The organism is Streptomyces sp. ATCC 21386, from assembly GCF_018728545.1.
GTDB lineage: Bacteria > Actinomycetota > Actinomycetes > Streptomycetales > Streptomycetaceae > Streptomyces.
The window spans coordinates 3133506-3150656 of sequence record NZ_JAAVVL010000001.1 but is presented as its reverse complement, the minus strand read 5'-3'; the positions used below and the strand labels follow the sequence as shown (position 1 = coordinate 3150656).

Sequence of the window (17151 nt, the reverse complement as noted above, 5' to 3'; positions counted from 1 at the left end):
GCAATAAGTAGTCCAGCGCGCGTGGCGCCGTCAAGACTTCGAAGACATTAAGTTAAATGGTTGTCATTTTAAATAACCTAATTCAACCGCCTTAGCAGGCAGGTGATGACGATCCGGCTACCGGACCCCTTCCTCACCGACCGCCAGGCCCTCGACGCCCCCGACTTCAGCCGGTTCGCCGCTCGAGACGGGTTGCGAGGCCGCGTCCCCGACAAGGCGTCCCAGCACCGCTTCGAGGCCCTCGCGCGTCACCCCACCGGGCCGGAGGACGCTCGGGATTTCGCCCGTGGCGTCGACGATGGTCGACTCGACGCCGACCGCAGTCGGGAGCCCGAACTGCGGTTCTCGCTGAACCCGTTCGTAGATCGGGAGGTGCTGCAGGAGGTCACCGAACCGGTCTCGGGGTGCAAGATGTTCGCGGATATGGCCGAGCAGTTGAAGGGTGCGCGGCGGCGCTCCGATTGATGCGTGGCGCCTGTGCGCTCGGCGTCCTGGTCACGGTGTGGCAGGGCAGAGCCGCTGGTTGCGGGTGCCGGGTGGAAACACGCCCGCAGCCGCCCTGCGCCGCTGCCACGGAGGATCTGTTTCTGGCGGTTGTGGCCTCGGCGGGGGGCCGGTTCAGGTTGCCGCCGCCCGGAGGACGAACCGGGCGGCGGCACAGGTACGCGGACTGTCAGGCCGCGGCGGCCACCTGGGTGCAGCGCTCGGCCTCGTCCAGCCACTGGATCAGCGAGGTGCGGGCGCGGGCGACCCGGGAGCGCACCGTGCCCACCGGGCAGGCGCTGACACTGGCCGCCTCCGCGTACGGAAGCCCGACCAGCTGGGTGAGGACGAATGCCTCGCGGCGGTCGTCCGGCAGCGCGTCCAGCAGCTCGGCGAGGGTCGTCGAAGCCGGGCAGGTCGCGCGGCTGGGCGCGTTCGGCGGCCGACTGCCAGTCGTCGGTGTCCGACAGACGGGGACGGGAGGAGCTGTAGCGGATGCTGTCGATCACCGCGCGGCGGGCGATGGACAGCAGCCAGGTGCGGGCCGAGGAACGGCCTTCGAACCGGTGCAGGCTGCCCAGGGCTCGCAGGAACGTGTCCTGGGTCAGGTCGTCGGCGCTCTGGGGGTCGGCACCGAGGAAGGTCACGTACCGGCGGACATCTCGGTGCAGGGCGCGGACGAAGAGGTCGACGGCGTCGGGATCGCCGCTGCGGGCGGCCAGCGCCCAGGCCGTGATCGACGCGTCTCTCGACGCTTCTTTCGCGTCTTCGCGCGGTGCGGACAGGACAGGAGTGAGCACCTGGTGTCTCTCCTTCTCGGGAATCCAGGGGAGCGGTGTCCGGGTCGGCGCGCGCGGAGACGCGAGCGGGACGGCGGAACCGGTGAAAGGGGAGCGGTCGGGCGCGCGTGTGCGCGCGACCGATGCCCGAGGCGGGGAGCCGACGGCTCGTCGTCCCCCTGTGCGGCCCCGGGAAGCCGGCTGTCGTCAGGCGACAGCGATCCCCAAGGGCGGACCCCGAGAAGTGATCGCGTGGGCGAGGAGAAGTCGCCGCGGCTTGCGATGCGAACGGCCCCTGAGGGCGCGGACACGTGGCCGGTGCGGCGGTGCGGGCAGCCGGAGGATCAGGCGCAGCGGAGCGACGAGCCAGCCGGCGAAAGCCCGCAGGATGCGGAACGCGGCGCGCTCGCCATGGGCGAGCCACACGCCGCACAGCAACGCGGCGAGAAGGTGGGCCGCGAGCATGCCGGTCGAGGACATGCCGCCCATGCCGTGATCCAGGGAGTGCGCGGTCCCCATGTGGTCCATCGACCCCATGGAGTGCATGGCGCCCATCGCATGGTCCATGGAGCCCATCGAGCTCATGGACGTCGACATGGCGACGTGCTCCGTGCCCGGACCCGACGGCGAACCGCACAGCAGGTAACCCAGCCACTGCTGGACGAGCGACCTGCCGCCGGTTGTCTGCGGGTGTACTACTGCCTGGGCGAGCGAGAACGACGAGTGGAGTACGGCCTGGGTGGCGACCACGACGGAGCTGACCATGAGCGGCTCGCGCTCCCGGCCGGCCAGCCACCAGGCTGTGCTGCCGGTCGCCACCGCCGCCGCGACCATGGCCCACCAGGGCACCGCGGTCCCCGACATCATGACGTGACCCAGGGAGGCGAGCAGCACGCAGACGGCCGCGAACACAGCGGCCCTGAGCATGCGAGAACACCACCCAACGGTCATGGGGCCTCATCCTCGCAGTCCGGGTCTCACGCGTCACGAGAGGGTACGGACATGCCCCGGGTGTCCGACTCAATCCAGTCATCGTGATCCACGCCACAGCAACGGACGGGAACTCAAAGGCCGTTCGTGCCGACTCCTGCCGAGGACCCGGGAAGGACCGCCGGGGTGGAGCGGGGGTTGAGGAGGGGCGCCGGTGGCGGCGGAGCAGAGTGAGATCCGGACCGCGGCAGAAGTTGACCCGGCGCGGGCGACCACGGCCATGACCGCGCTGCTGACGTGCGCCATGGCCTTCTCGATGATGCAGCTGTTCCTGCTCGGCGCCCTCGGACCACGGTTGGTGGACGACCTGGATGTGTCGCCCACCGTGCTGGGGCTGACCACGACGGTGGGTTTCGGGGCGGCCGCCGTGCTCTCACCGGCCGGCGGGCGTGTGGTGGACCGTCTGGGCCCGCGTCGCTGCCTCGTCGCGCTGCTGCTGGTGTCGGCAGTGGCCCTGGCACTCATCGGCTCGGCACCGGGGGCGGGGTTCCTGCTGGCGGCGGTCGCGCTGGGCGGACTGCCGCAGGCGCTGGCGAACCCCGCCACGAACAAGACGATCCTGGCAGCAATTCCCGCCGAGCGCCGCGGTGCGGTGACCGGGATGAAGCAGTCGGGCGTGCAGGTGGGCGCGTTCTCCGCCGGGTTGCCGCTGGCCGCGCTGGCCGGGGTCGTCGGCTGGCGGGGCGCGGTGTGGGCGGCTGCCGGGACGGCCGTGGTGGCCGCGGTCTGGGCGGCGCGTACGCTGCCCGCCGATCCACCGCCGAAGTACGCCCCCGCCTCATGGATCCCCCGCGGCACCATCGCCTGGCTGGCCGTCTTCTCGCTGCTGCTGGGCTGCGGCATCGCCTCCGTGAACACCTACCTTGCCCTGTACGGCGTGCGCCGGCTCGACCTCGGCCCGACGGTGGCTGCCGCGCTGGTGGCGGTGCTGGGCGTCGCGGGGATCGCCGGGCGGGTGGGCTGGTCCAAGGTCGCCGGTCGGCCGGGGCGCGCGCTGTGGCTTCCTGGCGGGCTGGCGGCCGGAGCGGTGGGGGCGGCGCTGCTGCTCGCGGCCTCGGCGTACGTACATCCGCTGGCCTGGGTCGCGGCTGTCGCCGTGGGCGTCTTCGCCGTCTCCGCGAATGCGGTCTCCATGGTGCTGGTGATGCAGCGGGCGGCGCCCGGACAGGCAGGCCAGGACTCGGCCCTGGTCTCGGCCGGCTTCTTCGCCGGCTTCGCGATCGGTCCGCCGCTGTTCGGTCTGCTGGCCGCTGCCGGGCACTACGGGACGGGGTGGCTGCTGGTCGCCGGTGAATTCGTGGGCGCGGGCGTGGTGGCGCTGGTCTGGGCGGTGCGAGAGCGGCGATCGGTCGTACGGCGATGAGTACGGCGCCTACGGCCAAGGGCCCGGTCGACTCAACCCCCGGCGTACCGGAGTGGGTCGGCCCCGCGTTGGAGTCCGTCCTCGGCCGGGTGGCTGTCACCCTGACCGAAGTAGCCGACCGCTTCCCGCTCTTCGCGAACCCCGGCGACGGCCGGTGGACGACGACCGGGCGGGGCTCGTGGACTGGCGGCTTCTGGGCAGGACTGTTGTGGCTGCGCGCCCGGCGCACGGGGCAGGAGACCGACCGCGAGGCCGCCATGCGGTTCACCGGCCGGCTCACTGACTGGGTGGACGCCGACACCGCCACGCGCGGACTGATCTTCTGGTACGGCACGGCGCTCGCCGACACGCCAGAGGCCGCCGCTCTGCGCGCGCGGGCGGCCCAAGCCTGCCGGGACGCGTACGACGCCGAACTCGGTTTGGTTCCCTGGGGCTCGGCGTTCGGCGGGCCCCGGCTCCTGGCACGCGTGGACGGCGTGCCCGGCATGGTCCCGCTGCTGGCCTCGGTGGACCCCCGGGTGGCAAGCTCTCATCTCCACCGCCACCTTGAACTCTGCGCGGGCGAGGGCCCCTTGTGCTGGTCCTGGCGGTACGAGCGGCCTGTCGGCTGGGCTCCCTGCGACGATCCACCGCGCGGCTGGAGCCGAGGCCGCGCCTGGCTGCTGCTGGCTGTCGCCGACGCCGCTCACCGTCTCGAGACCGACGACCTCGCGGAAGCCGTAGGCCGCCTGCTCAAGGAGCCGGCTGTACCGCCGGCCGACGCGGCACACCCCGATGGCCCTCTCGACACCTCCGCCGCCGCCATCACCGCGGTGGCCCTGCTCAAGCTCGGCCACCGCGACCAGGCCGTCACACTGCTCGACGAACTCGTCAGCACCCATGTCACGGCGGACGGCCGCCTCCTGAACGGCTGCTACGACCTCGCCTCGGGGATCGCGACGCGACACGAGCTGGTCTGGGGTGACTTCTTCCTCGCGTACGCGCTCGCCGCACTCGCGGGCTTCGTCGACCCTCACGACGCCTAGTAGGACTCCGGCAGGCAACGTTCGCCCGTCAAGGAGCGGCGTCCGGCGCCAGCCGCCTTGGCGGGGGCCGTTCCTGATGGGCTATCAGGTGGACCGCAGGACCCGGCGTGCGACCGCCGTGATGTGCAGTTCGTCCGGGCCGTCGAGGATCCGGGCCGCTCTGCCGGTGCGGAACAGGGCGGGCAGCGCGGTGTCCGGGCCAAGACCCGCGGCCCCGTACACCTGGATCGCCGCGTCGGCCACCTGCTGCAAGGCGCGCGCGGCGGCCACCTTGGCCAGTCCCACTTCCACATGTGCGTCGAGCCCCGCGTCGAGGCGGGCCACCGCTTCGTACACCAGCGGACGGGTCGTGCGCAGGGCGAGCAGCGACTCGAAGACGTGGCGCTGGACGAGTTGGAGGTCACCGAGGGGGCCTCGGGAGCGGGTACGGGTCACCGCGCGCTCTCGCATCAGGTCGAAGGCCCGGCGTGCCTGCCCCAGCCAGCGCAGGCAGCGCAGGGTGCGGCCCAGTTGGAGCCGTTCGCCCGCGACAGCCAGGGCCTTGCCGCGCGCGCCGATCAGGTGATCGCCGTCGACCACGACCTCGTCCAGGGCGATCTCCCACTGGCCGCTCGCCCCGAACACCGGCAGCTCGCGCACCACGCGGAAGCCGGGTGAGCCGGTGGGCACGAGGAGCAACGACAGGCCCTCTCGGCCCGCCGGTTCGCCATCGGTGCGGGCGAGCACCGTGACCAGGTCGGCGTCCGCCGCCCCGCTGGTGAACCATTTCCGCCCGCTGAGCCGCCAGGTGCCGTGCTCCCCCGGCTCGGCGCGGGTGGCGGTGAGGAAGGGATCCGTACCCGGCGTCTCCGGCTCGGTCATCGCGTAGCAGGCCCGTATCTCCCCGGCCACCAGCCGCTCGGCGTACCGGTCACGGACGCCGGGGCTTCCGTGCCGCCACAGCATCAGCGTGTCGAGCAGGGGGGCGGAGCCGAGGGCGGCCGGTCCGTGGTCGCTGGCTCCCTCGGCTTCGGCGACATGGGCGTACGAGCGCAGGGGCAGCCCCTGACCGCCGAGTTCCGAGGGAAGCGGCAGCGCCCACAGCCCTTCGGCCTTGGCCTCCGCCTGCAGTCCCCGCAGCACGGCGGCTGCCTCCGGTCCGCCGGCGTCCAGTACCGGCTCGTGGGGCACCACCCGGTCGCGTACGAACGCCGCGACGTGATCTCTCAACTCTGCTGTGTCCGCCGGGCATTGGGGCGCTCCGGTGATGTCCTCCATGCGGATCTTCCTCACTTTTCCCTGGAGTGGCGGGAACCCCCGACCCCGGCCGGCCGACTGCATCTTTCGTGGAACTGGTCGGGGGCGATCGCCTCCGGGTTCCCGTGCGTCAGGAAAGGAGAGGCATGGCAACTCCAGCCACACCGGCCATCGCGCGGACGGCCGGACCGCTCGACGGGCTCCGCTTCGAAGGTTCAGGCCCACCGGGTGCTGCGGACGCTCTGGTCGCGGAGCATCTGAGGCTGCTCGGCGCCCGGCCTGACGGCACTTCGGAAGGCCGGTTCACCGTGACCGGGCGCGAGGTCGGCGAGGTCTGCGCCGGCACCGTCTGGGGCGAGACCGCGACCGATGAGGCCACCGTGCAGGCGGCCACCGGCATCATGGCGGTGCACGGACGCCGCGACGGCACCCCCCGCGGCCTCGCCGTCGACTACGCCGCCACCGCCACCGGCGTTCTCGCCGTGCAGGGCTTGTTGGCCGGGCTACTGGCCCGGGCGCGCGGGGCCGAGCACATCACGCAGGTCGAAGTGAGCGCCGAACGGGCCGGTCTGCTCACGGTCTCCCAGTACCTGGCCGCCGCTGGAGCCGAGGAGGGCGAGGCCGCCGAACTCGCCCCGGGCGGACCGCCGTTCATCTCCGCCGACGGAACGGTCTTCGAGTTGGAGACGCTCGACCCGGGCGTGTGGGCGGCGTTCTGGCGCGCCCTCGAGGCTCCCGAAGAGGCGATACGCCGGGGGTGGCGGCCCTTCCAGTTCCGGTACGCCACCGCCTGCGCGCCCTTCCCTCACGTGTTGCACGAGGTGGTGCGGGCGAGCTCTTGGGAGCGGATCCGGCAGGCAGCGGGCTCATCGGGCGCCGATGTGTGCCCGTTGGGGTCGCTGGCCGGGCGGGCGGCCGAGTACGACGGGGCGGCGCCCTGGGGGCTGGCCCCGCACGACGCCACGTACGTCCCGCGCGGCGCCCCCGAAGGCGGGCCGCTGGCCGGATTCACCGTCCTGGAGGCCGGTCGCCGTATCCAGGCCCCGCTCGCCGCCCACGTCCTCGGCCTGCTGGGGGCGGAGGTGGTCCGGATCGAGCCGCCGGGCGGCGACCCGTTGCGCGGTATGCCGCCGGCCTGTTCGGGCATCTCGGCGCGGTGGCTCGCGCTGAACCGGGGCAAGAAGGCCGTCGAGGTGGACATCAAGTCCCCGTCCGACCGGGAGCGGTTGCGTGAGATGGCCGCCGACGCCGATGTGTTCCTGCACAACTGGGCACCGGGCAAGGCCGCCCAGCTCGGCCTCGACCACGAGCACCTCGCCGTCGCCAACCCCGCGCTCGTCTACGCGTACACCAGCGGCTGGGCGGACCGGCTGCCCGACACCCCCATGGGCACCGACTTCATGGTCCAGGCCCGCACCGGCGTGGGCGAGGCGGTACGGCCCGCCGACGAGGCGCCCGCGCCGTCCCTGATGACCCTGCTCGACGTGCTGGGCGGACTGCTCGGCGCCGAGGCTGCCCTGGCGGGCCTGCTGCTGCGCGAACGCACCGGAGCCGGCGTGCGCGTGGACTCGTCCCTGCTCGGCGCCGCCGACGTGCTGACCGCGCCCGCCCAGGCCCGGGCCGCGCAAGGGCTCGACCCGCGCCGGCCGGCCGGGTTCCGCCGCCCCCTGCGCACCGCCGACGGCTGGATCGCCCTGCCCGACCACGCCGCGATCCCGTACGACGTGAGCGACCTGTCGACAGCTCAAGCGCTGGAACGGCTGCACGACCGCGGCCTGCCCGCCGTCCCGGTCGTCACCGACCTCGCCGATCTCCTCTCCTCCGGCTCGATCAGCCGCGATGCGCACGGCGCCCCCGCCGTCCCGAACCCTTGGAGCTTCGCATGACCGTGGACCTGCACGACCTGCTGCCCGCCGAACTGCGCCGCGCCTGGGCCGTCGACGGCACCTGCCCCGACCTGGACCTGTACAGCCTCTTCCGCGCCCGACAGATCGCCGACCTGCACCGCACCGCGGTCCTCGACGCCAAAGGGAAACTCTGTTACACCGCCCTCGACCGCAAGGTGCGATGTCTGGCCGCCGGGCTGTCCGCGCTCGGCATACGCGCCGGTGACGTGGTCGGCATACAACTCCCCAACGGCCGCAACGCCGTCATCGCCGACCTCGCGCTGGCCGCCCTCGGCGCCGTCGCCCTGCCCTTCCCGGTCGGCCGGGGCGGGCGGGAGGCGGCCTCGCTGCTGCGCAGAGCGGAGGCGGTCGCCGTCATCGCCGCCACCGAACACCGCGACAGCCGCCACGCCGCCGACCTGCTCGCCCTGACCGTTGAGCTGCCCGCGCTGCACACCGTGATCGCCGCCGGGCCCGGTACGGCCCCGGACGACGCCGTCGCCTTCTCCGCGCTGCTGCGCACCGACCCGAAGTCCTTCACCGCGGCCCGCCCCGACCCCGACTCCGCCGCCCGCATCCTCGTCTCCTCCGGCTCCGAGGCCGAGCCGAAGATGGTGGCGTACTCCCACAACGCGCTGGCCGGCGGCCGCGGCAACTTCCTCGCCTCCCTCATCCCCGACGACCGGCCGCCGCGCTGCCTCTTCCTCGTACCGCTGGCCTCCGCGTTCGGCAGCAACGGCACCGCCGTCACCCTCGCCCGGCACGGCGGAACGCTCGTCCTGCTCGACCACTTCACCCCCGAGGCGGCCCTGGACGCGCTCGCCGAACACGAGCCCACCCACGTCCTGGGGGTGCCGACCATGATCCGGATGATGCTGGACCGGATCGCGGAGGGACACCACCCGGCGTTCAGCCCGCCCACGGCCGTCATCGTCGGCGGCTCACCACTCGACGAGGCCACCGCCGACGAAGCCCGCCGGGTCTTCGGCTGCCCGGTCGTGAACCTCTACGGCTCGGCCGACGGCGTCAACTGCCACACCGGGCTGGGCGACGAACCCCTGCGCGGGGAAGGACCGGGCATCCTCGCCGGACACCCGGACCCGCGCGTCGCCGACATACGCATCGCCGTCCCCGACGCACCGGAGTTCACCGAGGCGCCGAAGGGTTCCGTCGGCGAGATCGTCGCCCGCGGCCCCATGACCCCGCTGTGCTACGTCGCCGCCCCCGACCTCGACGCCCGCTACCGCACCGCCGACGGCTGGGTGCGCACCGGCGACCTCGGCCTCATCGAGGAGGACGGCAACCTGCGGATCGTCGGCCGCCTGAAGGACGTCGTCATCCGGGGCGGGGCCAACATCAGCCCGGCCGAGGTGGAGATCGAACTCGCCACGCACCCACTCGTACGGGACGTGGTGTGCGTCGGCGTGCCGGATCCGCTGATGGGCGAACGGCTCGCGGCCTGCGTCGTCCCACGGGGCGACGCACCCACGCGGGAAGACCTGTCCGCACATCTGGACGCGCGCGGTCTGGAGCGCCGCAAACACCCCGAGCACCTGCTGATCGTCACGGAGTTGCCGCTGACTCCGGCAGGCAAGCCGGACCGGGCCCTCCTGCGTGAGCGGTGCTCCGCACAGGCGCCGGAGTCACTCGCCCAGGCCGTCTGACCCGTACGGCCTGTGGGCCTGGCTCGACCAGTTCGCCGGAAGGGTCAACGACGCGGGGCCGGAGCCACCTCCTGTGGCTCCGGCCCCGCGCGTCGTTGACGCAGGCTCTCGTCCCGCGGTCAGCGGGTTGCGGTCTCGGTGCTCGGATGGGCGGAGTCCGCGGCAGCGACCTGCCCCATGAGTATGAGTCGGGTCGCGCCGGGCGCACAGTTCCCGCTCAGCCCTGACGCGGCCCCCGCTGTGAACGCGGCGATCGCCGGAGCGAGATGCACACCCACAACACCGAGAACGGCACCTCAACCCCGGTACCGGGTGTCCGAAGGGGATCACCGGACCGTACGAGTGCGGGGCCACCGGCAATCCCCCGACGGCGCCGCACCCGCTCGGCAGAAGCCCCCTCGCTACAAGGCCATCGCCTTCTTGATCGTGTCCGCCGCGTTCTTGTAGACCGCCAGCAGGTCCAGGTCCTTGCCGGGGTAGTTGACGATCTCCACCTGCTTCGCCCCCGAGTCCGGCAGCACCTTGCCCGTCGTCATGTGCACGTTGTCGAAGACGTACGCGGGCTTCTTCTTCGCCAGGTCGGACAGCTTCTTGGCGGTCACGGCCTCAGGACCGTACGTGCCACTGACCTCCGCGCCCGCCATCTTCGCCGACCAGACGGAGAAGACCTGGGCGACGACGGCCGGGGCCTTGCCGTCCGGCCACGCCTCCTTCAGCTCCTTCTGCAGCGTGCCGTACTCGCTCTTGAAGGACGTGTCCCACTTCGCGGCGGCGTCCTCGGTGCCGAACAGCTTGCCCAGACGGGCGACTTCGGCACTCGCCTTGTCGGCGTCGTTGTCGAGGCCGACCTCGACCAGCTTCGCGTCCGACCCGGCCGCTTCCTTGATCTTCTCCGCGTACGGCTCGAAGGGCGCGTACAGCACGAAGTCGGCGCCCGCGATGGCCGTGAGGTCGGACGGCTTGGGGTCGTAGTCCGGGGCGTGCTGCGCGGACGACGGGACGATGACCTTCACGTCCTTCGCGCCTGCGGCCTTGGCGAAGGCGCCCTCCCAGGTGGTGGTGGCCACGACGACAGGGGCGTCGTCGTTCTTCTGCCCACTCGTGCTCGTGTCCGCGCTGTCGGCCTTGTCGGAACCGCACGCGGTGGCGGTCAGGACGAGCGCGGCGCTCAGGCTCAGTGCGAGGACGGAAGGGACACGGGCGATGCGGACGCGGATGCGCGCCATGAGCTGATTCTCCGTTCGGGGATGAGATGGACGGCCAGGACGACGATCCCGGCCGTCAGGACGAGCACGGGTCCGGGCGGCCAGTCGAGCTTCAGCGCGATCAGGAACCCGGTGAGGTTGACGACGACGCCGATGCCGACCGCCCATGCGGTGATGGACTTGAGGGAGGTGCCCAGCCGCCGTGCGGCCAGCGCCGGCAGCAGGGTCAGCGCGTCGACGAGCAGCGCGCCGGTCAGTTTGATGGCCCCGGCCACGGACACCGCGACCAGGACGAGGAGAAGGAGGGTGAGCAGGTCGACGCGTACCCCGGAGGAGAGGGCGAGTTCGCGGTCGTAGAGCAGGAGGGCGAGGTCGCGGCGACGCCACCAGAACAGGGCCGGTACGACGACGGCAAGCGTGCCGAGCAGCCACAGGTCGGCCGTGCCCACCGACAGGATCGAGCCCCACAGCAGCGCGAAGGCGCCCTGTGCGTTGACTCCGGAGACGGCCAGGACGAGCAGCGCGGCGGCGATCGCCAGGCTCATCAGCAGGCCCATCGCGCCCGACAGCCCGTCCGGCGTGCGGGCGAGCGGCGCGACCCCGGCCCCGGCGAGGGCGCAGGCGACCAGTGCGCACAGCATGGGATCGAGCCCGGTCAGCAGCCCGATCGCGATGCCCAGCAGGGCGACGTGCATCATCGCGAACCGCACCGGCATGATGTCCAGCCCGACGATGACGACGCCGATCACGGGCAGGCCGATCGCGGCCAACAGCAGGGCGGCACCTGCCCGTTGGACGGGTATGAGCTGGAGGAGCGGCCCGAGGTCGGCGGCGGCGAGGGTGTTCACCGGACCTCCCTCAGCCGGCCGGCTGCCATCTCCAGCACCCGGTCGCAGCGGTCGGCCAGCGCCCGGTCGTGCGTGACCACCACGACGGTCACCGGCAGGGACAGCAGGACATCGGCGGCCTCCCCCTGCCCGGCGAAGTCGAGGGCCGCGGTGGGCTCGTCGGCCAGCAGGACCCCCGCCCCGGCGGAGACGCAGCCGACCGCACGGGCCAGATACATGCGCTGCAACTGTCCCCCGGACAGCGTGTGCAGTGGCCGTCCGGTCAGCGTTCCGACGCCCAGCTTCTCCGCCGCCTCCACGGCTTCGGCCCGTGCCCGGCTGCTGGCCAGCAACTCGTGTGCCAGCAAGGGGAATCGCCCCACAGCGGGCTTCTGCGGAATCCAGGCACACGCCCGGCGCCGCCACGCCCACTCGGCCGCCGTACCGGTGCCCCGGCCGCCGACCGTGATCTGCCCGCCAGTCTGGCGGTGCAGGCCCAGCACCGCGCGGATCAGCGTGGTCTTGCCCGACCCGTTGGTACCGGTCAGCGCGACCCGCTCGCCCGCCCCGATGTCGAGATCCACACCGCGTACGGCCTCAACGCGGCCGTGTCGGCAGGCGACTTCACGCATCCGCACATCCAGACCGTCCATCCCACCTCCTGCTCGTTCCCCGAAAGGAGTCGGAGAGGGAGGGCCGTGAGTTCCCGACGAGCCAGGCGAATTCACGAAGCCTCGCGGTGTCGTCTGCGCGCGTCTGCCTCCGGGCACGAGCCCGAGCCGTTCGGCGACGACCAGGCTCGTCCCTACCAGGACGACGACCGGAGGAACGAGAACGGTCAGAGAAGGTGTGACGTCACCGAGAGGTGCGCCTCGGGCGCGCCAGGCCGGACCCTCGGTGGCGCACCCGTCGTGGGCCCGACATCGCTGTCTCCACGAGCAGACGCAACAGCGCGCTCAGCACGAGTCCGGCGACGCAGCCGACCAGGGCGCCTGAGGTGCCGCCGAAGGCAGAGCCCAGCCAGGCGTAGCCACCGGCCGGCACGGCCAGGGTGGCAGCGGTCAAGGGCCAGGATCCGCCGGTCCGCGCCCGCGTCCAGATGGGGGCGGCCTTCGCGGGCTCCGGTTCCCAGGGCCACAGCATGTGCGTCCCGTCGCCCCGGTCATGTCCGGAACCCGCCATATGACCGCCTTCGCACTGCAAGTCCGCGCCGAGCCCTCGCCGGTGTCGACGCGGACTTCGCCGAAAGGCTTCCCCGACGCCGCACGCCGGAACCGGACGCCGAGTCAGCGCGGACTGCAACGAGGTGTCGGTCGCAGCCAGGGCGGGGATCAGGCCGTGGTGATGTCGTCCAGCTTCCCGGCCTTGGCATCCGCGACGATGGACGAGAACTGGTCAGCACTCATCTGTACGCGCTGCCCGAAGTCATCCGTGAGGATCACGCGGCGGTCGTTGGGGGCGGCGGGGTCGACGAACAACTGCGGACATCCGCAGTCGCAGTCGCCGCAGAAGGTCGCCACCGGTTCCAGGCCGTCAACATTGCTCATCGTGCACAACCTCTCGCGCTTCGGGGCGCTCACCGGGGTGACCGCCCGGGACTGCTTGAGAGATACCCTCGCCCGCATATCGCCAGTCGCCAGCGGCTGATGCTCCATCTCACTGCGGTTGCACGGAACCAGGCGCCTTCCCGAACCGACTCCTGAGGAATGCGATCGCCGGCAGCTGCTCGACCCCTCGGTGCGTCAGCTCCGCCCAGCCCGCTCACGCCTCCAGCGTCGCAGGCGAAGGCGACGACGTGGGTGGTTGGCCGGTTCGTCGTTGCCGGTTCGTCCGGGACAGGACGCCCTGGTGCGGCGGGAACCACGGCAAGGTGCGCCCCGACCTCTGAGGTGTGGAGTGGAGAAGCCCGATGAGTCCGGTGATGCGGGACAGCCCGGTCATGCACGCCCTACGGGCCGCGGTGGTGCCCCTCGGCGCGTGCTGCGCGGCGCTTGCCCTGTTGACCGTCTACACCGCGACGGGCGCGGCCGGTGACCCGCCGCCCAGGATCGAGGTCGTCGACGCCCGGATCATCGCGCCCATGGGGGCGCGCTCGACCGCCGCGTACTTCGAGATCCGCAACACCGGCTCCTCTCCGGACACTCTGCAGTACGCGGACTCCCCGGATCTGGGGATCAGCGTCATCCGCCGTACGGTGCGCCGAACCGGGACGGGGCGCACAGAGCCGGCCTGGGCCGTCGGCATTCCCGCGGGCGGCACGGTGCTCATGGCCCCCGGCGGACTCGGAGTCGTGATCCTGGACCCTCCCGCGCTGAAGCCCGGCCAGAGCGTGCGCTACAACCTGTGGTTCCGATACAGCGGGCAGGTCGGCGTCCGAGTGCCCGTGACCACGCGTCCGAGGTGAGGGCATGGTCGCCATGCTCGCCAAGCCGAGGGCTGGGCGCCGCGATCAGCCTGAGCCAGGACCGCGCTGACGCCCCGGCCGCGACCCGCCTCGTCCGCCACGGCAAGGTGAAGGCCGTAGTGCCGGCACGGTCACACCCCGAACCTGCCGGGGCGGACCACGATCGCCAGCGCTTCGACCGGTCCGCTGTGCTGGAAGTGCAGCGTGAACGGCACGAAGTCGAACTCGCGCCACCCCGGCTTCGCCCGCAGCGTCACATCCAGACCGGTCGGGGACATGGCAAGGCTGCCGCCGGCCGGGACGTCGGCCGAGTCCACCGTCTCCGCGTACGCCGCCCGGCCACTGCTCATGCGGTGACGGCTGAGCGCGGTCTCTCCGTCCGCGCCGGACATGGTCACCTTCAGCAACCGGTCGTCGGCACCTCCGGAGTTGGTGATCCGGAAGAACGCGGCGGTGTCCCGGGTGTTCCCGTACGGCATGAAGACGTGCGCGTCGGTGATCGCGATCCGCGCGGGGGTGCCCGCGTTGCCGGAGGAGGTCCAGGCGGTCAGGCCGCCCAGGGCGACACTGCACACGGCGACGGGCGCGAGCGCGGAAAGCAGGGCGTCGGCGAGCCGACGGCGGGTCGGGCGCCAGGGGTGCACGGTCATCGGCGGCCTCTGATCATCGTCGTCGCCACGGCATGGCGAGGTGGCAGGGCTCGCCTCCGAGTGGGCGCGAAGCAAGAGATCATCGCTCGCCCCTCGGGGCAGGCGAGGTCCGCTGCTTCCGCGCGGTGGAGGGCTGCCAGGCCCGCAACCGCAGGCTGTTGCCCACCACCAGCAGCGAGCTCAGCGACATCGCCGCCGCGGCCACCATCGGGTTGAGCAGGCCCACCATGGCGAGCGGCACCGTCACGACGTTGTAGCCGAAGGCCCACACGAGGTTGACGCGGATCGTGCCCAGGGTGCGCCTGGCCAGCAGCACCGCGTCCCCAAGGGCCTCGATGTCGCCGCGCACAAGCGTCACGTCGGCGGCCCCGATCGCCGCGTCCGTGCCTGTACCCATGGCGATGCCCAGGTCGGCGCCGGCCAGTGCGGCGGCGTCGTTCACCCCGTCGCCGACGACCGCGACCCGGCAGCCCTGCTCCTCCCGCAGGTCGCGTACGAGTTCGGCCTTGTCCTCGGGCGTGCAGCGGGCGCGCACGTCCTCGATGCCGAGAGCAGCGGCGACGGCCCGAGCGGGCGCCTCCCGGTCTCCGGTGGCGAGCACCGGCCGTACGCCGAGCCGCCGCAGTCGATGCACGGCCCGGTAGCTTCCCGGTCGTACGACGTCACCGACCTCGATCAGCGCCTCGGCCACCCCGTCGACCTTCACCAGGACGGGGGTGTGCGCCGCGGTCTCCACCGTCGGCAGTGCTTCCGCCAACGCCGGGGGCAACTCGTCGTCCGGCGCGACCACTTCGACCAGACGTCCCTCGACACGCCCCTGCACTCCGCGGCCTGCCGCGGCGCGGAAGTCGCGCACATCCGGCAACGGCTGCTCGGGCAGGGTCCGGCGGGCGTACGAGACGATCGCCCGGCCCAGCGGATGCTCCGAGCCCTGCTCGACCGCCCCGGCCAGGCCCAGTGCCGCCTCCTTGCCCAGGCCGTCCGGCACCGCGGTGACCCGGGCGACGCTCATGTGCCCGGAGGTGAGGGTGCCGGTCTTGTCGAGCACCACGGTGTCGAGGTGCTGGAGACCCTCCAGCGCCTGCGGCCCCTTGACCAGCACACCCAACTGGGCGCCCCGGCCGGTCGCCGCCATCAACGCGGTCGGCGTCGCCAGCCCCAGCGCACACGGACAGGCCACGACCAGAACTGCGACGCACGCCGTGATCGCCGCCTGCGGGTCGGCCCCGGCGCCGAGCCAGAACCCGAGCACCGTCACCGCCAGTGCCAGCACCACCGGGACGAAGACCCCGGCCACCGCGTCGGCCAGCCGCTGCGCCTTCGCCTTCCCGGCCTGCGCCTCGGTCACCAGCCGGGTGATGCGGGCGAGCTGCGTCTCCGCCCCCACGGCCGTGGCCCGCACCAGCAGCAGTCCGCCCGCGTTGACGGCCCCGCCGATCACCGCGGAGCCCGGCTGGACCTCGACCGGCTCGCTCTCCCCGGTGACCAGGGACAGGTCCACGGCGGAGCTGCCCTCCACCACCTCCCCGTCGGTGGCCACCCGCTCACCGGGCCGCACGACGAAGACCTGCCCGACCCACAACTCCTCGATGGGAACGAGCCGTTCTGCGCTGCCTTCGCGCACCGACACTTCCTTGGTGGCGAGTTGGGCCAACGACCGCAGCGCGGCACCGGTCCCGTGCCGGGCCCGCGCCTCCAGGAACCGCCCGGCCAGCACGAACAGCGGCACACCCACGGCCGCTTCGAGGTAGATGTGCGCGACGCCGTCCGAGGCGGAGGGCACCAGACTGAACGGCATCCGCATACCCGGCTCGCCCGCGCCCCCGAGGAACAACGCGTACGCCGACCAGGAGAAGGACGCCACGACACCCAGCGACACGAGGGTGTCCATGGTCGCGGTGGAGTGCCGCAGCCCCCGCGCGGCGCGCACATGGAACGGCCACGACCCCCATACGGCGACCGGCGCAGCGAGCACGAAACACAGCCACTGCCAGTTCCGGAACTGCCAGGCGGGCACCATCGACAGCACGAGCACCGGCACCGCCAGCAGCGCGGTGATCAGCAGCCGGTCCCGCTCCTGCCGGGCCTCCCCCGTCTCCCCCGTCTCCCCCTCGCTCTGGTCGTCCTTGCTTTGCCGCTTCTTGGGAGGCTCGGGGATCGCGGCCGTGTAGCCGGCCTTCTCGACCGTCGCGACGAGTTCCCCGGGACGGATCGCCGCCGGATGGCTCACCCGGGCCCGCCCGGTGGCCAGATTGACGGTCGCCGTGACGCCGTCCAGCTTGGCGAGCTTCTTCTCGACCCGTCGCACACAGGCCGCGCACGTCATCCCGCCGACGGTCAGGTCCGTGGTCACCAGCGCGAGCGCAGGTTCCGTGCTCATCAGCCGCCGCTCCCAGGCATGTCGTGCCCGTCCTGCATGTCTCCCATATCCGTGCCCCCGTCGCCGCCACCGTTCTGCGTGGTGCCCTGCATGCCGGGCGCGACCGGTCCGGCAGCCGCGCCGACGGTGTAGGACACCGCGAACATCAGCACCAGCAGCAGGAGGAAGCCGCACAGCGCGGGCGGTGGCACCAGCTTCCGCAGCGCCGTACCCGCACCGCGGGAGGTGGTTTGTCGGGACTCGCCCATACCTGGTCTCC

The 17151-nt window shown here is 72.4% G+C and carries 16 protein-coding genes and 1 pseudogene; 6 read left to right on the top strand and 11 right to left on the bottom strand.

Going from position 1 to position 17151, the window contains the following annotated elements; genetic code table 11:
- The first annotated feature begins 105 nt into the window (after nucleotides 1-105).
- Nucleotides 106-465: a hypothetical protein gene (locus GWK25_RS44745; protein ID WP_215450371.1), complete on the top strand. Its 360-nt coding sequence runs from the start codon at nucleotides 106-108 to the stop codon at nucleotides 463-465.
- A gap of 208 nt (nucleotides 466-673) precedes the next feature.
- Here the strand turns inward: GWK25_RS44745 and GWK25_RS13750 are convergent.
- Both GWK25_RS13750 and GWK25_RS13745 read right to left on the bottom strand, forming a co-directional pair.
- A pseudogene (locus tag GWK25_RS13750) lies at nucleotides 674-1283 on the bottom strand (sigma-70 family RNA polymerase sigma factor).
- 186 nt (nucleotides 1284-1469) lie between these two features.
- On the bottom strand, nucleotides 1470-2213 hold the full coding sequence (locus GWK25_RS13745; protein WP_215450370.1) for a hypothetical protein: 744 nt from the start codon (nucleotides 2211-2213) through the stop codon (nucleotides 1470-1472).
- Nucleotides 2214-2472: 259 nt separating this feature from the next.
- Here GWK25_RS13745 and GWK25_RS13740 point away from each other — a divergent pair, with 259 nt between their 5' ends.
- Both GWK25_RS13740 and GWK25_RS13735 read left to right on the top strand, forming a co-directional pair.
- On the top strand, nucleotides 2473-3615 hold the full coding sequence (locus tag GWK25_RS13740; protein ID WP_251829769.1) for an MFS transporter: 1143 nt from the start codon (nucleotides 2473-2475) through the stop codon (nucleotides 3613-3615).
- Entirely contained in the window at nucleotides 3612-4640 is a 1029-nt protein-coding gene (locus tag GWK25_RS13735; RefSeq protein ID WP_251828854.1) for a glycoside hydrolase family 88 protein, read from the top strand. The genes GWK25_RS13740 and GWK25_RS13735 overlap by 4 nt, the downstream gene beginning before the upstream one ends.
- Nucleotides 4641-4724: 84 nt before the next feature.
- On the opposite strand, the gene GWK25_RS13730 is transcribed toward GWK25_RS13735, so the two are convergent.
- Nucleotides 4725-5897: an acyl-CoA dehydrogenase family protein gene (locus tag GWK25_RS13730; RefSeq protein ID WP_215450369.1), complete on the bottom strand. Its 1173-nt coding sequence runs from the start codon at nucleotides 5895-5897 to the stop codon at nucleotides 4725-4727.
- A 125-nt stretch (nucleotides 5898-6022) separates the two neighbouring features.
- Here GWK25_RS13730 and GWK25_RS13725 point away from each other — a divergent pair, with 125 nt between their 5' ends.
- A complete protein-coding gene (locus GWK25_RS13725) occupies nucleotides 6023-7762 on the top strand; it encodes a CoA transferase (protein ID WP_215450367.1) in 1740 nt (579 codons plus the stop codon).
- Nucleotides 7759-9426, top strand: a complete 1668-nt coding sequence (locus GWK25_RS13720) for a class I adenylate-forming enzyme family protein (RefSeq protein ID WP_215450365.1) — start codon at nucleotides 7759-7761, stop codon at nucleotides 9424-9426. Before GWK25_RS13725 ends, GWK25_RS13720 begins: the two co-directional genes overlap by 4 nt.
- A 401-nt stretch (nucleotides 9427-9827) precedes the next feature.
- On the opposite strand, the gene GWK25_RS13715 is transcribed toward GWK25_RS13720, so the two are convergent.
- The 5 genes from GWK25_RS13715 to GWK25_RS13695 form a co-directional block, all read right to left on the bottom strand.
- Nucleotides 9828-10652 (bottom strand): metal ABC transporter substrate-binding protein, encoded by an 825-nt coding sequence (locus tag GWK25_RS13715; RefSeq protein WP_215450363.1) that lies wholly within the window; start codon nucleotides 10650-10652, stop codon nucleotides 9828-9830.
- A complete protein-coding gene (locus GWK25_RS13710; protein WP_215450361.1) occupies nucleotides 10601-11479 on the bottom strand; it encodes a metal ABC transporter permease in 879 nt (292 codons plus the stop codon). Before GWK25_RS13710 ends, GWK25_RS13715 begins: the two co-directional genes overlap by 52 nt.
- Nucleotides 11476-12111, bottom strand: a complete 636-nt coding sequence (locus tag GWK25_RS13705; RefSeq protein WP_215450359.1) for an ATP-binding cassette domain-containing protein — start codon at nucleotides 12109-12111, stop codon at nucleotides 11476-11478. The genes GWK25_RS13710 and GWK25_RS13705 overlap by 4 nt, the downstream gene beginning before the upstream one ends.
- Nucleotides 12112-12313: 202 nt before the next feature.
- The gene (locus GWK25_RS13700; RefSeq protein WP_215450357.1) at nucleotides 12314-12523 is read right to left on the bottom strand and encodes a hypothetical protein; all 210 of its coding nucleotides are present in this window, start codon (nucleotides 12521-12523) and stop codon (nucleotides 12314-12316) included.
- A 266-nt stretch (nucleotides 12524-12789) separates the two neighbouring features.
- Nucleotides 12790-13005, bottom strand: coding sequence for a hypothetical protein (locus GWK25_RS13695; RefSeq protein WP_215450355.1), 216 nt, complete (start codon nucleotides 13003-13005; stop codon nucleotides 12790-12792).
- Between the two features lie 362 nt (nucleotides 13006-13367).
- Here GWK25_RS13695 and GWK25_RS13690 point away from each other — a divergent pair, with 362 nt between their 5' ends.
- Nucleotides 13368-13862 carry a copper chaperone PCu(A)C gene (locus GWK25_RS13690; protein WP_215450353.1) on the top strand — a complete coding sequence of 165 codons (495 nt, stop codon included), beginning with the start codon at nucleotides 13368-13370 and terminating at the stop codon, nucleotides 13860-13862.
- Between the two features lie 131 nt (nucleotides 13863-13993).
- On the opposite strand, the gene GWK25_RS13685 is transcribed toward GWK25_RS13690, so the two are convergent.
- From GWK25_RS13685 to GWK25_RS13675, 3 genes are all read right to left on the bottom strand, one after another.
- The gene (locus GWK25_RS13685) at nucleotides 13994-14512 is read right to left on the bottom strand and encodes a copper chaperone PCu(A)C (RefSeq protein WP_215450351.1); all 519 of its coding nucleotides are present in this window, start codon (nucleotides 14510-14512) and stop codon (nucleotides 13994-13996) included.
- 79 nt (nucleotides 14513-14591) lie between these two features.
- The gene (locus GWK25_RS13680) at nucleotides 14592-16892 is read right to left on the bottom strand and encodes a cation-translocating P-type ATPase (protein WP_215450349.1); all 2301 of its coding nucleotides are present in this window, start codon (nucleotides 16890-16892) and stop codon (nucleotides 14592-14594) included.
- Nucleotides 16892-17140: a hypothetical protein gene (locus GWK25_RS13675; RefSeq protein ID WP_215450347.1), complete on the bottom strand. Its 249-nt coding sequence runs from the start codon at nucleotides 17138-17140 to the stop codon at nucleotides 16892-16894. Before GWK25_RS13675 ends, GWK25_RS13680 begins: the two co-directional genes overlap by 1 nt.
- Between the last annotated feature and the right edge of the window lie 11 nt (nucleotides 17141-17151).